The sequence below is a fragment of the Mameliella sp. AT18 genome (assembly GCF_028807275.1).
GTDB lineage: Bacteria > Pseudomonadota > Alphaproteobacteria > Rhodobacterales > Rhodobacteraceae > Antarctobacter > Antarctobacter albus.
The window spans coordinates 1-15,846 of sequence record NZ_JARAMO010000038.1; the positions used below are offsets into that span (position 1 = coordinate 1).

Annotated in this window: 11 protein-coding genes; 3 read left to right on the top strand and 8 right to left on the bottom strand. The window is 66.5% G+C overall.

The window, feature by feature from the left end; genetic code table 11:
- Positions 1–126: 126 nt before the first annotated feature.
- The 5 genes from PVW46_RS04890 to PVW46_RS04910 all read right to left on the bottom strand — a co-directional run bounded on the left by PVW46_RS04890 (position 127) and on the right by PVW46_RS04910 (position 6,909).
- Positions 127–1,113, bottom strand: a complete 987-nt coding sequence (locus PVW46_RS04890) for a helix-turn-helix transcriptional regulator (protein ID WP_338020520.1) — start codon at positions 1,111–1,113, stop codon at positions 127–129.
- A complete protein-coding gene (locus tag PVW46_RS04895) occupies positions 1,038–1,421 on the bottom strand; it encodes a VOC family protein (RefSeq protein ID WP_069209955.1) in 384 nt (127 codons plus the stop codon). The genes PVW46_RS04890 and PVW46_RS04895 overlap by 76 nt, the downstream gene beginning before the upstream one ends.
- A 3-nt stretch (positions 1,422–1,424) precedes the next feature.
- Entirely contained in the window at positions 1,425–2,009 is a 585-nt protein-coding gene (locus PVW46_RS04900) for a DUF2314 domain-containing protein (protein WP_069209954.1), read from the bottom strand.
- Positions 2,010–2,211: 202 nt separating this feature from the next.
- A complete protein-coding gene (pyc, locus tag PVW46_RS04905) occupies positions 2,212–5,655 on the bottom strand; it encodes a pyruvate carboxylase (RefSeq protein ID WP_274574997.1) in 3,444 nt (1,147 codons plus the stop codon).
- Positions 5,656–5,751: 96 nt separating this feature from the next.
- A complete protein-coding gene (locus PVW46_RS04910) occupies positions 5,752–6,909 on the bottom strand; it encodes an alpha-hydroxy acid oxidase (RefSeq protein ID WP_069210089.1) in 1,158 nt (385 codons plus the stop codon).
- A 123-nt stretch (positions 6,910–7,032) separates the two neighbouring features.
- On the opposite strand from PVW46_RS04910, the gene PVW46_RS04915 reads away from it, so the two are divergent.
- Positions 7,033–7,521, top strand: a complete 489-nt coding sequence (locus PVW46_RS04915; RefSeq protein ID WP_069209952.1) for a hypothetical protein — start codon at positions 7,033–7,035, stop codon at positions 7,519–7,521.
- Positions 7,522–7,622: 101 nt separating this feature from the next.
- Positions 7,623–10,025: an ATP-dependent helicase gene (locus tag PVW46_RS04920; RefSeq protein ID WP_069209951.1), complete on the top strand. Its 2,403-nt coding sequence runs from the start codon at positions 7,623–7,625 to the stop codon at positions 10,023–10,025.
- Between the two features lie 12 nt (positions 10,026–10,037).
- Here PVW46_RS04920 and PVW46_RS04925 read toward each other — a convergent pair whose 3' ends face one another.
- The 3 genes from PVW46_RS04925 to PVW46_RS04935 all read right to left on the bottom strand — a co-directional run bounded on the left by PVW46_RS04925 (position 10,038) and on the right by PVW46_RS04935 (position 14,920).
- On the bottom strand, positions 10,038–11,129 hold the full coding sequence (locus PVW46_RS04925; RefSeq protein ID WP_069209950.1) for an N-acetylglucosamine-6-phosphate deacetylase: 1,092 nt from the start codon (positions 11,127–11,129) through the stop codon (positions 10,038–10,040).
- Between the two features lie 21 nt (positions 11,130–11,150).
- The gene (locus tag PVW46_RS04930; protein ID WP_069209949.1) at positions 11,151–11,627 is read right to left on the bottom strand and encodes an Lrp/AsnC family transcriptional regulator; all 477 of its coding nucleotides are present in this window, start codon (positions 11,625–11,627) and stop codon (positions 11,151–11,153) included.
- 92 nt (positions 11,628–11,719) lie between these two features.
- Positions 11,720–14,920, bottom strand: a complete 3,201-nt coding sequence (locus tag PVW46_RS04935; protein WP_139132335.1) for a hypothetical protein — start codon at positions 14,918–14,920, stop codon at positions 11,720–11,722.
- Positions 14,921–15,105: 185 nt separating this feature from the next.
- Between PVW46_RS04935 and PVW46_RS04940 the strand changes: the two genes are divergently transcribed.
- The gene (locus PVW46_RS04940) at positions 15,106–15,795 is read left to right on the top strand and encodes an SIMPL domain-containing protein (RefSeq protein WP_052244614.1); all 690 of its coding nucleotides are present in this window, start codon (positions 15,106–15,108) and stop codon (positions 15,793–15,795) included.
- The last annotated feature ends 51 nt before the right edge of the window (positions 15,796–15,846 follow it).

Sequence of the window (15,846 nt, forward strand, 5' to 3'; positions counted from 1 at the left end):
TTATGCTCTACCCCTGAGCTACGCCCGCGTGCCAAATGGTGAGCGCCGAATTAGCCTCTACGGCGCGGGGGTGCAAGAGGAAAATGCAAGTGCCCGTCGCTTTTGATCCGTGCACCTGTCATTGGGCTATTCGGCGGCCGCGGGCGGGCTTGCACCGGGGCGCCGGACCTCTGTCCCGGTCTTGCCGTCACCGGTGCACAGGAACACCGTCAGGTCATCGCCATGCGCCCGCAGCAGCGGATCCGAGACCAGTCCGGCCCGTGCCGCAAGTGCCGCCAGGTCGGCACGGTTCTGTGCGCCGGTCTTTTGCTGCACCGTGGCCATCCTCTGGCGCACGGCGGAAAACGAAATCCCCAGTTCATGGGCGATCTGCTTGTCCATCAGGCCCTGTCCGACCAGTCGCAGCATCTCTTTCTGCTTGTCGGTCAGTTGGTTGCGCTCGATGAATTCCAGCTTGAACAGCTCGGTATAGTGCGTGTGGGCGCTCAACATGGCGGCGTGGATGGTCCAGCCGTGCCGTTCCAGCAGGGCGTCGAAATCGGCCCTGTCCAGATCACCGCCAAGCGTGATCAGCGCAGCCTGACCCGGATCGCCCATGCGCAGCGGGATAGAGATCCCGGCCCGCATCCCCATCTCGGCGCCGATCCGGACATGGCGGCGCCGGTCCTCGGAAATCTCGCCCATCTCGTCGAGGTATTCCTCGCCCACCATGATGGGGGTCAGGTAGCGGCAGCCATGCATCCGAAAGGCGGAGGTGTGCCGGATATGCGGAAACCGGCGCAGGTAGTCGAACCAGCGCGAGTCGATCGTCGTGCGAATGAATTGCGCCTGCTCCCAGTTTCGGAAATCAGTGGCGTAGACATAATCGACCACCTCCAGCCCCATGCCGTCGGCGAGGCAGACGATCAGGTCCCAGACGTCTTCGGTTGTGGTCGTTGCTTCCAGCCGGACGAGGAAATCCAGCAGTCTTGCCGTAGCGGCGTCGAAAAGGACAGTAGGGATTTCCCGAGACTGGCAGAATTGACAGGTGCTGCGGCTCAGTCCCCGGCGGGTTCGATCAGGTCCCAGCGATTGCCGAAAGGATCGCGAAAGACGGCAACGGTGCCGTAGGATTCGTGCCTTGGCTCTTCTTCGAACTGCGCGCCGGCAGCGACCAGTCGGTCACGATCACCTGCAAAATCCTGCGTGTGCAGGAACAGCCAGACCCGTCCACCGCCTTGCTGTCCGATATGGTCGCGCTGTGGGCCCACGGCGCGGGCCAGAAGGAACTGGGTCTGTGCAGCTTTCGGGGCCACGCGCACCCAGCGTTTGCCGCCACCTAGGTCGCTGTCCTCGATCAGGTCAAAGCCAAGCCCGTCGACGAAAAAGGCAAGGCCCGCGTCGTAGGAGGGGACAAGGATCGCGACAAGGGCCAGGTGCATGGCTTATTGCCAGAGTTGCGGAACGGGGGTGTCCACCAGCAAGGCCCGCAATTCAGTGGCCAGCGGCTCTTCGATGCTTTTCAGCCGCGCGCGCGTGGTGAAATAGCCGTAATAGCGTCCATCCCGGGCTTGCACGGCCCAATCCGCGATCTGCGGGTTCAGAAAGTCGATCGGGGCGCGCAGGCGTTTGCCGGGCATGAAACGCGGCTGGCTGGCCAGCTTGCCGGTGAAGCCTTTGCCCTTGCGCCGGATATTGTCGACCCAGACGAATTCGATCCGCTTGTCCGGGTCATCGACCCGCACCGCAACGTAAAGCGCAAGCGAGGGCGAGAAGAACCCGTATTTCTTTTCCGTGGCCGAGAGCGCGGCAGGCAAGGACGCGCGGGCCAGCCCGAAGGCGCGGTTCATCGCCGGGTCGCTGCTGCGGACCTTCAGCACGTCCAGCTCCCCCGGGGGCAGGGCGTCCTCGGGGATCTCGATGACCGGGCCGGGGGTGTCGAAGGGGATCTCTCGGTCAGTTGCGCCGCGGGCCGCAAGCGCAAGCGCCATCAGGGCGCAGAGCATGGCGGTCGTCCGGCGAAAGAGCATGCGGGAATCCTTCCCGATTCTGGAATGTCAGCAGGGGGATCATAGCCGTCGGACCCGCATGCGGCAACGTCTTGGGCTGTCGGGTGAAATCGGCTTGTCCACAGGGCGGGGACCCTGTGCCGTCACGTTGTGGATATCCCGAAGGGGAAAAGAAAAACAGCCCCTTGCGGGGCTGTTCTCAGATCGTGGATGAGGCCGGCACTCACTCCAGCTCGACAAGCAGGTCCTTGGCGTCGATCTGGCCGCCCGGGGTGACATGCACCGCCTTGACGGTGCCGTCCCGTTCGGCGTGCAGGCCGGTTTCCATCTTCATCGCCTCGATGGTCAGCAGAAGGTCGCCTTCCTTGACCTGCTGGCCGACAGAAACGGCGACCGTCGCCACCACACCCGGCATCGGGGCGCCGATGTGGCAGGGGTTGCCCAGCTCTGCCTTGGGGCGCGCCGCGCTGGACCCTTGAGCCTTGCGGTCAGGCACGCGGATGGTGCGCGGCTGGCCGTTCAACTCGAAGAAGACCCGCACCTCGCCATCGTCATGGGTTTCGCCCACCGCCTGCAGGCGGATTTCCAGCGTCTTGCCCGGGTCGATCTCGGCGGTGATCTCCTCGCCCGGCTCCATCCCGTAAAAGAAGGTCCGTGTAGGCAGGGTGCGCACCGGGCCGTAGGTCTCGTGCCGGGCTGCGTAGTCGGTAAAGACCTTGGGATACATCAGGTAGCCGTTCAGGTCCTCGTCGTCGAAGACGACCCCTTCGAGCTTGCCTTCCAGTTCCTTGCGGGCGTCGTCGATGTTGATCGGCGCTGCCTTCAGGCCCGGACGTTCGGTAAAGGGCTTGTCGTCCTTGAGGATCTTCTTCTGGATCTTCTTCGGCCAGCCGCCCGGGGGTTGGCCAAGGTTGCCTTTCATCATGTCGATGACCGAGTCGGGGAAGCTGAGATCCTTCTTGGGGTCCTCGACATCGGCCCGGGTCAGGCCCTGGCTGACCATCATCAGGGCCATGTCGCCCACCACCTTGGACGAGGGCGTGACCTTGACGATATCGCCGAACATCTGGTTCACGTCGGCATAGGTCTGCGCCACCTCGTGCCAGCGTTCCTCAAGTCCCAGGGACCGTGCCTGCGCCTTGAGGTTGGTGAACTGGCCGCCCGGCATCTCGTGCAGGTAGACCTCCGACGCGGGCGACTGCATCCCCGATTCAAAGGCCGCGTACTGGCCGCGCACCGCCTCCCAGTAGTTCGAGATCTCTCGGATCGCGGCCATGTCCAACCCTGTGTCGCGCTCGGTAAAGCGCAGGCCCTCGACGATCGAGCCCAGCGTCGGCTGCGAGGTGTTGCCCGAGAGCGCATCCATTGCCGCGTCCACCGCGTCCACACCGGCGCGGGCCGCTTCCATGATGGTGGCGATGGCCGCACCCGAGGTGTCATGCGTGTGGAAGTGGATCGGCAGGCCAACCTCTTCCTTGAGCGTCTTGACCAGTGCCGCCGCCGCATTGGGTTTCAAGAGACCGGCCATGTCCTTGAGGCCAAGGATATGTGCGCCCGCGTCGCGCAGTTCCTTGCCCATCGCGACATAGTATTTCAGGTCGTACTTGGCCCGGTCGGGATCGAGGATGTCGCCGGTATAGCAGACCGTGCCTTCGCAGATCTTGTTGGTTTCCAGCACCGCGTCCATTGCGACGCGCATGTTCTCGACCCAGTTGAGGCTGTCGAAGACGCGGAAGACGTCGACGCCGGTTTCGGCCGCCTGTTTGACAAAGAACTGCACAACGTTGTCGGGATAGTTGGTATAGCCCACCCCGTTGGCACCGCGCAGCAGCATCTGCGTCATCAGGTTCGGCATCCGCTCGCGCAGGTCGCGCAGGCGCTGCCAGGGGCATTCCTGCAAGAAGCGGTAGGCCACGTCGAAGGTCGCCCCGCCCCAGCATTCGACGCTGAAAAGCTGCGGCAACTTGTGCGCATAGGCCGGCGCCACCTGGATCATGTCGAGGCTGCGCATCCGCGTCGCCAAGAGCGACTGGTGCCCATCCCGCATGGTAGTGTCGGTGATCAGCACCTGTTTCTGTGCTGCCAGCCAGTCGGCGACCGCTTGCGGGCCTTGTTCGTCCAGCAGGGTCTTGGTGCCTGCGGGCGGCGTCTCCAGCGGCACCTTCGGCGGGCGCGCAGGTTTCAGGTCCGGGTGCGGCATGGCACGGCCCTGCACCTCGGGGTGACCGTTCACCGTGATATCCGCGATATAGGTCAGCACCTTTGTGCCGCGGTCGCGCCGCTTCTTGAAGTCGAACAGCTCCGGCGTCGTGTCGATGAACTTGGTCGTGTACTGGTTGTTCAGGAACGTCGGGTGTTTCAGCAGGTTGATCACGAACTCGATGTTCGTGGTCACGCCCCGGATACGGAATTCGCGCAGCGCCCGGTCCATCCGGGCGATGGCCTTTTCCGGCGTCGGGGCCTTGGCCGTCACCTTGACCAGCAGCGAATCGTAGAACCGGGTGATGACGCCGCCCGCGTAGGCGGTGCCGCCGTCCAGGCGGATGCCCATGCCCGTTGCCGAGCGGAAGGCGGTGATCCGGCCATAGTCGGGAATGAAGTTGTTGGACGGGTCCTCGGTCGTGATCCGGGTCTGCAGTGCGTGGCCCATCAGGCGGATATCGTACTGCGACGCCTTGCCGGTGGCCTCGGCCAGAGACTTGCCCTCGGCGATCAGGATCTGTGCCTGCACGATGTCGATGCCCGTGACCTCTTCGGTAACGGTATGTTCCACCTGCACGCGGGGGTTCACTTCGATGAAGTAGAACTTGCCCGATTCCATATCCATCAGGAATTCGACGGTGCCCGCGCATTCATAGTTCACATGGGCGCAGATTTTGCGGCCGAGCTCGCACAACTCTTCGCGCTGCGCCTCGGACAGGTAGGGGGCAGGGGCGCGCTCCACGACTTTCTGGTTGCGCCGCTGCACGGAACAGTCGCGCTCATAGAGGTGGTAGATGTTGCCCTGCTTGTCGCCGAGAATCTGCACCTCGACGTGGCGGGCGCGGGTGATCATCTTTTCAAGATAGCCCTCGCCGTTGCCAAAGGCGGCTTCGGCCTCGCGCCGGCCTTCAAGCACCTTGTCCTTGAGTTCCTTGGGGCCTTCGATCGGGCGCATGCCCCGCCCGCCGCCGCCCCAAGAGGCCTTGAGCATCAGCGGATAACCGATCTCCTCCGCCTCTTTGGCGATGGCCTCGAAATCGTCGCCCAACACCTCGGTCGCGGGGATCACGGGCACGCCGGCCTGAACAGCCACCTTGCGGGCGCTGGCCTTGTCGCCCAGGGCGCGCATGGTTTCGGCCTTGGGCCCGATAAAGGTGATGCCGGCCGCGGTGCAGGCATCCACGAAATCGGGGTTTTCCGACAGCAGGCCATAGCCCGGGTGGATCGCGTCGGCGCCCGAGGCCTTGGCCACGCGGATGATCTCTTCGATCGACAGATAGGCCTGAACGGGGCCAAGCCCTTCGCCGATGCGATAGGCCTCATCCGCCTTGAAGCGGTGCAGCCCCAGCTTGTCTTCCTCCGCGAAGACGGCCACCGTCTTCTTCCCCATCTCGTTCGCCGCACGCATGATGCGGATCGCGATTTCGCCCCGGTTCGCTACCAGGATCTTTTCAAAATCTGCCATGTGTCGAGGGTCCTTCTCCGGCACAGCTGCGCGTGTTTTGCGCAATATTATTACTTTGAGAGGATGCCGCGACGCAGCGCAAGGGGGGTTTGCAAATTATTCCCGCGCGACGGTCGAGTTTGCAAACTCGGCTTTCCCGCGCAGATCGACAGGCCGCGCGGCACCCAGCTGCCCGATATTGGCCACCATGTCGCGGCGCAGCATTTCCACCAGATGCGCGGGGCCCGCAGCGCCAAGCGCGCAAACGGCATAGTGCCAGGCCCGGCCCAGCATGACGAAATCCGCACCCAGTGCCACGGCCCTCAGGATGTCCAGCCCGCCCTCGATTCCACTGTCGAAGATCACCGGCAACTGCGTGGCGGCCCGCACTGCGGGCAGGCAAGAGGCCGCGCCGCGCGCCCCGTCGAACTGCCGCCCGCCGTGGTTCGAGACCCAGATCGCATCCACGCCTTCGCGCTCAAGCCGTTCTGCGTCCTCGGCTTTGAGCACACCCTTGACCACCAGCGGCCCGTCCCAGGCCTCGCGCAGCCAACGCAGGTAGTCCCAGTCCGGCGCCGTGCGCAGCAGGTAGCCGATGTGCGCGGTCGGGTCTCGGCTGGCCATGTCCTGCGAATAGCGGTCCAGCGTCTTCATTCGCGGCATCCCGGCGCGCAGGCGGGCCAGGGACCAGGCAGGGCGCATCGCACATTGCAGCGCGATCCGGGGCGTGATCCGGGGTGGCTGAACCAGCCCGCCCTTGACCTGCCGTTCCCGGCGCGAGGCCACGGGCACATCCACCGTCACCACCAAAACGTGAAAGCCGCTGGCCTTCGCACGCGCCAACATGTCGCGCCGCATCTCGGGGTCGCGCGGCGGGTAAAGCTGGAACCAGCCCTTGCCGCCGGTCTCGGGGCCGACCTCCTCGGGCGTGGCATTGGCCACGGTTGACAGAGTGTAGGGCAGGCCGGCCGCTGTCGCCGCGCGTGCCAGCATCCGTTCGGCGCCGGGCCAAAGCAGCCCGGACTGGCCCACGGGCGCCATGCCGAAGGGCAGGGGGTGGGTTTCCCCGAACAGGGAGACAGCGAAATCCGGGACAACCTCGCCGTCGAGGATCGAGGGCGTGAACAGGACCGAATCGAGCGCCGCGCGATTGCGCCGGGCGGTGGCCTCTGTTCCCGTCGCCGTGTCCAGGTAGGCCCAGGCGAATCGCGGCACGCGTCTTTGCGCGGCGCGGCGCAGATCGGCGACAGTCATGTAGCGGCTGTGCAGGTCCATGCGGGTATCTGGCGTCGGAAAGCCGTGGTCCGCAAGCGGGCTGGCCTGCATTCGCCTCAAATCTTCAACTTATTTTAAGTGCCGTGACGGAGTGTGTGGGCATCGACACGGAAAGGACAGCCCATGCACGCGATGATCGTCGACCACGATGCCACCCGGCTTGAACGCAGCCAGATCGCCTTTCTGGAGGCGGGGATTCACGTCACCGGGTCCGGCAGTCATGCCGTGGCTGAAACCTGTCTGAAACGGGCGGTGGTCGATGTGCTGGTGCTGGACGATGACTGCGGTCCGGAACGAATCGCGGCGCTGACCGCGCTGGCACAGCGCCGCAATCCGCGGCTTGTCACCTTGATGCTGGCCCGTGACGTGGGGGAGGCGACGGATCTCTATTCCGACGCCGTGACCTCGCTGCATTGCGTGTTGGACGGGCGCGTGTCCCCGCGCATGGTGGCGCGCATGGCGCAGGCCTCGCTCGCGGGCCGCGCGGCTTGCAAGATGACCCCGGTGCGCGCCGATGCCGCGCCAAAGCCGGCCCAAGAGGTGCCGCTGCCGGTCTTCTCGACCACGCGGCGAAAACCTGTCATGCCGACAGAGGTGGCCATGCACGCCTGAGCGCAGGCAGAACCCGGCGGGGCCTGAAAATCCGCGCCGGGGCAAGGAACACAAGGCGAACACGGCTTTCCCTGCGCGCGCATTGACGCTAGATTGGCGTCATGAGCAGTTTCGATGAATTCGACGCATTCGAGGCGTCCTCGCTGTCGGCGCGCGCAATGGCCGCGCGCCCGGCCCCCTACCTGGACGAGCTGAACCCCGCGCAGCGCGAGGCGGTGGAAACGCTCGACGGGCCTGTCCTGATGCTGGCCGGCGCCGGCACTGGCAAGACCAAGGCGCTGACTGCCCGCGTGGTGCACCTGTTGAACACCGGCCGCGCCCGCCCTAACGAGATCCTCTCGGTCACCTTCACCAACAAGGCCGCCCGCGAGATGAAGAATCGCATCTCGGGGATGCTGGGCCAGACGGTCGAGGGGATGCCCTGGCTGGGCACCTTCCACTCGATCTGCGTGAAGCTGCTGCGTCGCCACGCGGAGCTGATCACCGACGACGCCGATTCGGTGGTCGAAGGCGCAGGCCCGCACCTGAAGTCGAACTTCACCATCCTCGACACCGATGACCAGTTGCGCCTGCTCAAGCAGCTGGTCCAGGCAGAGGGCATCGACGACAAGCGTTGGCCCGCGCGGCAACTGGCCAATATCATCGACGGCTGGAAGAACCGCGCTCTGACGCCGGACAAGATCCCCGCCTCTGACGCGGGCGCCTACAACCATCGCGGGCCAGAGCTTTATGCCGCCTACCAGCGCCGCCTGCTGGAACTGAACGCCGTCGATTTCGGTGACCTGCTGTTGCATGTGGTCACCATCTTCCAGACCCACCCGGACATCCTGGAAAAATACCAGCGCTGGTTCCGCTACATCCTCGTGGACGAATACCAGGATACCAACGTGGCGCAGTATCTCTGGCTGCGCCTGCTGGCGAGCGGGCACAAGAACATCTGCTGCGTGGGCGACGACGACCAGTCGATCTATGGCTGGCGCGGCGCCGAGGTGGGCAACATCCTGCGGTTCGAAAAGGATTTTCCCGGCGCGCATGTGGTGCGGCTGGAGCAGAACTATCGTTCGACTGAGCATATCTTGGCTGCGGCCAACGGCGTGATTCATGGAAACACAGAACGTTTAGGTAAGAAACTCTGGACCAAGGAGGGCAAGGGCAGGAAGGTCCGCCTGATCGGCCATTGGGACGGCGAGGAAGAGGCCCGCTGGATCGGCGAGGAAATCGAATCCATGCAGGGCGGCACGCGGGGGATGCGCCCCTACAGCCTTGACGACATGGCGATCCTCGTTCGCGCCTCGCACCAGATGCGCGCCTTCGAGGACCGCTTCCTGACCATCGGCCTGCCCTATCGTGTCATCGGCGGCCCCCGCTTTTACGAGCGGATGGAGATCAGGGACGCGATGGCCTATTTCCGGCTGGTGGTCTCGCCCACCGATGACCTCGCCTTTGAGCGCATCGTCAACACGCCGAAACGCGGCCTTGGCGACAAGGCGCAGCAGACCATCCAGCGTATCGCCCGCGAAAACGGTGTCAGCCTGCTGGACGGCGCGGCGCTGGCGGTGGAACAGGGGGCGATCAAGGGCAAGGGCGCCAAGGCGCTGGGGGAGCTTGTGGTCGGTCTTGCCCGCTGGGGCCGCATGACCGGGGACAAGGATCTCAGCCACATGGAATTGGCCGAGATCATCCTTGACGAGTCCGGCTACACGACCATGTGGCAGAACGACAAGACGCCCGAGGCGCCGGGCCGCCTGGAAAACCTCAAGGAACTGGTCAAGGCACTGGAAAGCTTCGAGAACCTGCAAGGTTTCCTGGAACACGTCAGCCTGGTCATGGACAACGAATCCGACGCCGAGGGGGCCAAGGTTTCGATCATGACGCTGCACGCGGCCAAGGGGCTGGAATTTCCGGTGGTCTTCCTGCCGGGCTGGGAAGACGGGCTGTTCCCCTCGCAGCGCAGCATGGATGAAAGCGGGGTCAAGGGCCTCGAAGAGGAACGGCGCCTGGCCTATGTCGGCATCACCCGCGCCGAAGAGGTCTGTACCATCTCTTTCGCGGGCAACCGGCGGGTCTTTGGCCAGTGGCAGTCACAGATGCCATCGCGCTTTGTCGACGAACTGCCCGAAGAGCACGTCGAAGTTCTGACGCCGCCGGGCCTGTATGGCGGTGGCTACGGTGCCGCGGGTGGCATGGGGGGCATGGGCGGCATGTCCTCGGGGCTGGAAAGCCGCGCGGCAGAGGCCAATGTCTACAATTCCCCGGGCTGGAAGCGCCTGCAATCCCGCCAGGGAGAACGCCCGATCAGCCAGCCGCGCGAGAGCCGCAGCCAGGTGATCGACCTGGACGCCGTTTCGGCCCACACGGTGGGAGAGCGTGTCTTTCACCAGAAATTCGGTTACGGTACGATCCTTGGGATCGAGGGTGACAAGCTGGAAATCGAATTCGAGAAGGCGGGCACCAAGAAGGTTGTGGCACGGTTCATCCACGCGGCCGACGACGTGCCGTTCTAGCGCCTGTTGCGCTCAGACGGGCAGGGGCTGACCGCAGATATAGACACGCGTGAGGTCCAGCGCCTCGTCCAGAACCACCAGGTCGGCAGCGGCGCCAACGCGAATGCGGCCAATGTCGGTGCGTCCGATCCAGTCGGCGGGCAAGGTGGCAAGCCGCGCCGCCGCCTCGGCCAGAGGCAAGCCGATGCTGACCAGGTTGCGCAGTGCCTGGTCCATCGTCAGGGCGGACCCCGCCAGCGTGCCATCCGCCAACCGCATGGCGCCTTCGGTCTTGTGGACGTGCTGCGCGCCCAGGCGAAACATCCCGTCCGGCATCCCTGCGCCCGCTGTGGCATCCGTCACGCCGTAAAGCCCCGGGATCGCCCGACGCGCGGCCAGGATGGCCCCAGGTTCCACATGCAGCAGGTCCGGGATGATCTCGGCATAATCGGCATGGGCCAGCGCCGCACCTGCCAGCCCGTTGCCGCGATGCGCCGCCGGGCTCATCGCGTTGAACAGATGTGTCACGCCGCAGCCCGCCTGCAGGCAGGCGGCCGCGCGGGCATAGTCGCAGAGAGAGTGCCCCAGCTGCACCCTGACCCCCGCCGCCTGCGCGGCGGCGATCACCTGGTCATCCGGGTCCATTTCCGGCGCCAGGGTCATCACCCGTACCGGGGCCAGCGTCAGCCAGCGGCGCAGGGCGTCTACATCCGCCGCCACGGCGAAATCCGGCTGGGCACCCAGCTTGTCTGGGTTGAGGAAAGGGCCTTCAAGATGTGCGCCCAGCACGCGGGCCGCGCCGGGCCAGTCCGCCGCCATCGCGGACCCGACGGCCCCAAGGAAGCTCTCGATCTCGGCAAAGGGCGCGGTGACGGAGGTGGCAAGCATCGCGGTCGTGCCATGCCGGGCATGCAGCTGGGCGGCTGTGCGGATCGCCTCGACCCCGGCCATCATGTCCGCGCCGCCACCGCCATGCACATGCAGGTCGACAAAGCCGGGCAGGACAAAGGGTGGTTCTGGCGTTTCTGTCGGCTGCCCCTCGATCCTGTCCACGCGGTGCGCAAAGCCAAGCTCTCCGGCGATCCATCCGCTTTCGGTCAGGACGCTGCCCCGCAATGTCTCCATGCCTGGTCCTCCTCGCAGGTCTTAGCCGATCGGCAGCGGCGCGTCGGGTTTCGGTTGATCCATGACGATCTGCGAATGCACCCGGGCCACCACCGGATGCGCCAGCAGCACCTCGTGGATCAGCGTGTTGAGCGCCGGCAGGTCGGGGCAATAGACCCGGAGCAGGTAGTCCGCCTCGCCGGTCATGGTCCAGGCCGAGACGATCTCGGGACGCAGGCGGAGGAGGCGGGAAAACCCCATTCCTTCCTCGGCACCGTGGCGGGCAAGTTGCACCTGGACAAAGGCCTGCACGTCGAGGCCCAGCTTTTCAGGGTCCAGCCGCGCGCTGTAGCCCTGGATCACCTGCGCCTCTTCCAGGCGTTGCCGCCGACGCCCCGCCTGGCTGGCCGACAGGTGCAGCCGGTCTCCCAGTTGCTGCGCCGTGGCCTGGCCGTCCCGCTGGACCGCGTCCAGCAGGGCTATGTCCGTTTCATCCAGAGGGGTGCGTCTTTCCCGCATGATTTGCCCTTCTTGTGCGTGAGTTTTGCGCACAGCTTTGGTCATGCGGGGATGATGCGTGCCGGTCGGCCCGCCGTAAAGGGCAAACCGGCTCAGGTCTGCGGCATGGTCAGCGTCAGGTTGCGGCTGCCCTTGGTATAGCGCAGGGCCTCTTCGCCGATGGCGGTCACGCGGCCACCGTCCAGCCGGTCCCCAACCTTGACCTTCTGGTACTTGCCATTGGCCAGGCGCACCAGGGCGCGGCGGTTTTCCGCAGTGCCGTAGACGCCGATCAGGTTGATCTTTTTCAGGTTGATCGCATTGGTCGAAGTGGCGGCTCGGGCGACGCTGGCGCTGGAGGGCACCTGCGGGGCGACGGTGCGCGGCGCCACGGCGGCGGCGGTCTGCACCGGTTCCGCAGGCACAAGGCTGCGGTCCGCGTTGTCGACGATGGCGGCCATGTTGCGCGGCCGGCCAACCGGAACCAGAGAGCGGCGCACCGCCTGGTCCGTTGCCTCCGGGGCGTCGATCTCGGCCTGTTCCTGCGCCGTGGGCGGACGCATCACGGGGCGGATCGCCGCCAGTTCCGACCGGGAAATGCCGCCCAGCTGGCTGCGCTCGCGCAGTTCCATCAGGTCGTCGGGCCGGGTCTGCGGACGGATGCGCGGCATGGCGTTCAGCCGCGTGCGGATCGCGCCGGGTGCGTCAAGCTCGGGGTCCGGACCCACGGCCACTTCGCCGCGCAGCGGCGGGATGACCGGGGGACGGCCGGTAAAGATGCGCAGCCCGTCCGGCGTCAGCGCGCCCTCGGGGGTGGCCCGAATAAGATCACGCTCGTCGAAGTCGAAGGTCAGCCCGGCAGGCGGCGGCAGGCCCGGATCCTGGAAGTCGGGCTCTCGGGCCAGGTCTTTGGACTGGGGCAGGGCGACGGCATCGAAAATCTGGATGTTCGGGTCGATCGAGGCGGCATAGACATCATCGACCCCGTCCTCGGGCGGGCGGTGCGGCTTGGCGGGCGCGCGCTGCCAGATGCCCGAGGCGGCATAGCTGGCCGCCGCCTCTTCGGGGGTCAGCTGGCGCGGATCTGTCGGGACAGCCAGCGGCGCGACCAGTGGATCGGGCGCGGTTGCGGGCGGGTCGAATGCCGCGATCTGGACCTCTCCTTCGGGGCGCGCCACGGGGCGCGCAGAAATCGCGGGTGCCGCGCTGGCCGGAGGTGTCGCGGATTCGAGGATCACGCCGTCGTCGCCCGGGGCCGGAGCCACATCGGTATCGCCATCGGGCAGCGAGGCAATCGCGCTGGCCGGTTCGTCGGCCGAGCGGAACAGCCGCGCCAGCCCGTCGTCAAGAAAGACGGTGGCCCAGGCCGCAACACCGGCCAGGAACAGCAGCAGGATCGCGGTGAGCATCAGGCCCAGGTATCGCGGCTTGCCGCCGGTCATGTCCCGGTCGCGCGCGCCGAAAACCGTCATGCGGTCGCGTTCGCTTGGCTGGTTGAAGGCCATTCCGGCGGGGATCGCGGCGGCACCTGCGCTGCCCGCCCCGGTCACGGCCGGTCCACCAATGCGGTCCTGCCCCTGGGGGCCGCGCAGGGCGGCCAGCTTGGCCAGGGGGCTCGGACGCGGCATGCCGCCGGGCTTTTGCCCCTTGCCTGCTGCCGGAACGGCTTTGCGCGCGGCGGCGGGCGTGGCGAGGAATTCGTCTTCCTTGGCCTCGCGGGCGGGCGTGGCGGCAAGCCCTGCGGCGCGGGCGGCGGCCACTTTCGGGATGGGTTTGACGCCGGGTTTCGCCGCAGCCTTGGTCTTGCCTTTCAGCTTGGGCGGCAGGACCGGGCGCTTAGCCTGCGCGGCTGCCGGGGCGGCGGTGCCGCCAGCGGGTCGCGCTGCCTCGGCCTCGTCCGCGGCGGCAGAGGCTTGCGCCAGCAAGGCAGAGGCCGTGGGTGCCGAAAAGAACCCGGTGCGCGCCTTGGGGGCCGGTGACTTGGCGGGTTGATCCGGCATCTCTGTCTTGCTGTCCGCGGACGGAGCGACGGGCGTAAACCGCGCTTTCAGTTCGCCCGTGACAGGCGGACGCGGCGCGGTGGCATCGTCTGATGCTCCCGTTGCACCGGGACGCGTCGCCCGGATGGTCGAAAATGTGTAGGGCCGCTCTGCGTCGGGCTCGGCCGGGACGGCAGGGGGCTTGGGCTGCTGCACCTGTGCGGCGGGACGCGGCGCCGGCGCCTGTGCAGTCGGCTGCCCGGGTGCCTGAGGGGCTTTCGGCGCCGGGGCGGATCTGGCCGGAACCGCCGGGGCCTTTGGTGCGCCTTGGCCAGCGGGACCCGGGGACGGGATTGCGGGCGCCTTCGGAGCCGGAGAAGGGGATGCTGTCGCGGGTCGTGGCGGCGCCGACGGTGCCTTGGGGGCCGCCGGGACAGAGGGCTCTGCCATTTTGGGCGCCGGAGCCTTTGGCGCCGACACACCGGTGGTCGGCTTTGGTGCCGGGGCCTGCGGGGCGGGCGCTTTGGGGGCCTGTGCCTCGGGTGCCGGGGCGTCCGCCTTGGGCGCCGCCGGTTGCGCGCTCTCGTCCGGTTTCGCGGTCGGAGCGGGCGTTTCGGTCGGCGTAGCGGATTTCGGGGCCGGGGCGGCACGTGGCGCGTCCGGCGTTGCGGCGGGCCGAGCTGTCGGCTTGGGCGTTTCGGGTTGCGCGGCCTCGGGCTTGGGGGTGTCCGGCTTTGCCGCATGCGGTTTCGGCGCGGCGGGGGCAACCAGTTCCGGCTTGGGCAGCGGCTGCAATGCGGTCTCGTCGGCCTCGACGATGCTGATGGCCCGCGCGGGACGCGAGGCGGCTTTGCTCCACCCCTTGGCCTTGCCGAAGAAGACCGCCGAGTCGAACGCCCCCTCGGGGGCCTGCGCCATGAAGCTGACCGGATCGAACCCGTGTTCGACGGCAAAGCTCTGCGCCTCGTCCAGCGTTTCGATCGCGACAGCGGCGATCTGCAGACGCCCGTCGGTCACGACATAGTCGTATTTCAGCTCGGACACGGCATAGGGTGTCGCGCCGTCCAGCGAGGTGCGGATGGCGATGTCGCGCGCCGTTTCGTCCCCGCCCAGGTCGGGCTGGTCGAGGTAGCGGATCTGCTCGTTCGGGATGATCAGCGCCACCTGGGCGCCGGTCGGGTCAAGGCTTTCGGCGCGGTCGCGCAGGGCGATCACGCGGGAATCGAAATCCGGATCATCGAGCGGAACATCGTCGATCCGGGCCCATCGGGGGCCCATGCGCCGTAGCAGGGCGATGCCTTCGAAAGAGAGCGAGAGCGCGAAATTAGGTATCATGAAGCGTGTCTTATCAGGCCATCCATGCCTGCGGGAGTCCTAAGGCATTGCCTAAAATATATAGGGCAACTCTTTGCCGAAGAAAAGAAAGCGCCTGTTGCCCTCTTGCCGATTTTCCCCTCTCGCGAGACAGTCGGCGCAGATTCCTGCTGATTGTGAGGTATTTTATGCGAATTTCAGCATTCTTGACGATCCTGGCCCTGGCGCTGCCCCTGGGCGCGCCACATGCGGCATCGGCGGAAGGCCGCCTGTCCGTCTCGGGTGAGGCCCGTATCGCGGCGGTGCCCGACATGGCAACGATTTCGCTGGGGGCGACGGGGCGGGGCAAGACCGCGGTCGAGGCGATGAACGCCACCTCGACGGCGGTGGATGCGATCCTGGCCCGGCTGTCCGACCTCGGGGTCGAGGCGCGTGACATCCAGACCACCCAGCTGCGTGTCAACGAGCAGACCCGCTGGGACCGCGACCGGAACGAGGACATCTTTGTCGGCTACTACGCGACCAACACGGTGCGCGTGCGCATCCGTGACATGGACGGAATCGGCGCGCTGCTGTCGGCAGTCCTGGACGACGGCGCCAACCAGCTGCAAAGCCTGACTTTCGGCGTGCAGGAACCGCGCGAGGTCGAGGACGAGGCGCGCCGCCGCGCGGTCGCCGATGCCATCGCCAAGGCCCAGCTTTACGCCGATGCCGCCGGCGTGACCCTCGGCCCGGTGCTGGAGCTGCGCGACACGGCCGAACCGCTGGTGCGCTCCATCGTCGAACCGGAACCGATGGTAGTGGAAGAGGCACCGGCCGCCCGCGACGTGCCGGTCGCCGCCGGCGAGATCGAGGTGCGGGCCGAGGTCACGATGGTCTTTTCCGTCAGCGAGTGAGGCGGCTTCCCGCGCTTTTCAATCAAGAGGCCGCCGCAGGTGCCCTGCGGC

Bases quoted from the DNA above. Each gene is read 5' to 3' on its own strand.
- pyc (WP_274574997.1), bottom strand. From the start codon at position 5,655: ATGGCAGATTTTGAAAAGATCCTGGTAGCGAACCGGGGCGAAATCGCG.
- PVW46_RS04930 (WP_069209949.1), bottom strand. From the start codon at position 11,627: ATGCGGGAAAGACGCACCCCTCTGGATGAAACGGACATAGCCCTGCTG.
- PVW46_RS04910 (WP_069210089.1), bottom strand. From the start codon at position 6,909: ATGGACCTGCACAGCCGCTACATGACTGTCGCCGATCTGCGCCGCGCC.
- PVW46_RS04920 (WP_069209951.1), top strand. From the start codon at position 7,623: ATGAGCAGTTTCGATGAATTCGACGCATTCGAGGCGTCCTCGCTGTCG.
- PVW46_RS04900 (WP_069209954.1), bottom strand. From the start codon at position 2,009: ATGCTCTTTCGCCGGACGACCGCCATGCTCTGCGCCCTGATGGCGCTT.
- PVW46_RS04895 (WP_069209955.1), bottom strand. From the start codon at position 1,421: ATGCACCTGGCCCTTGTCGCGATCCTTGTCCCCTCCTACGACGCGGGC.
- PVW46_RS04925 (WP_069209950.1), bottom strand. From the start codon at position 11,129: ATGGAGACATTGCGGGGCAGCGTCCTGACCGAAAGCGGATGGATCGCC.
- PVW46_RS04915 (WP_069209952.1), top strand. From the start codon at position 7,033: ATGCACGCGATGATCGTCGACCACGATGCCACCCGGCTTGAACGCAGC.
- PVW46_RS04935 (WP_139132335.1), bottom strand. From the start codon at position 14,920: ATGATACCTAATTTCGCGCTCTCGCTCTCTTTCGAAGGCATCGCCCTG.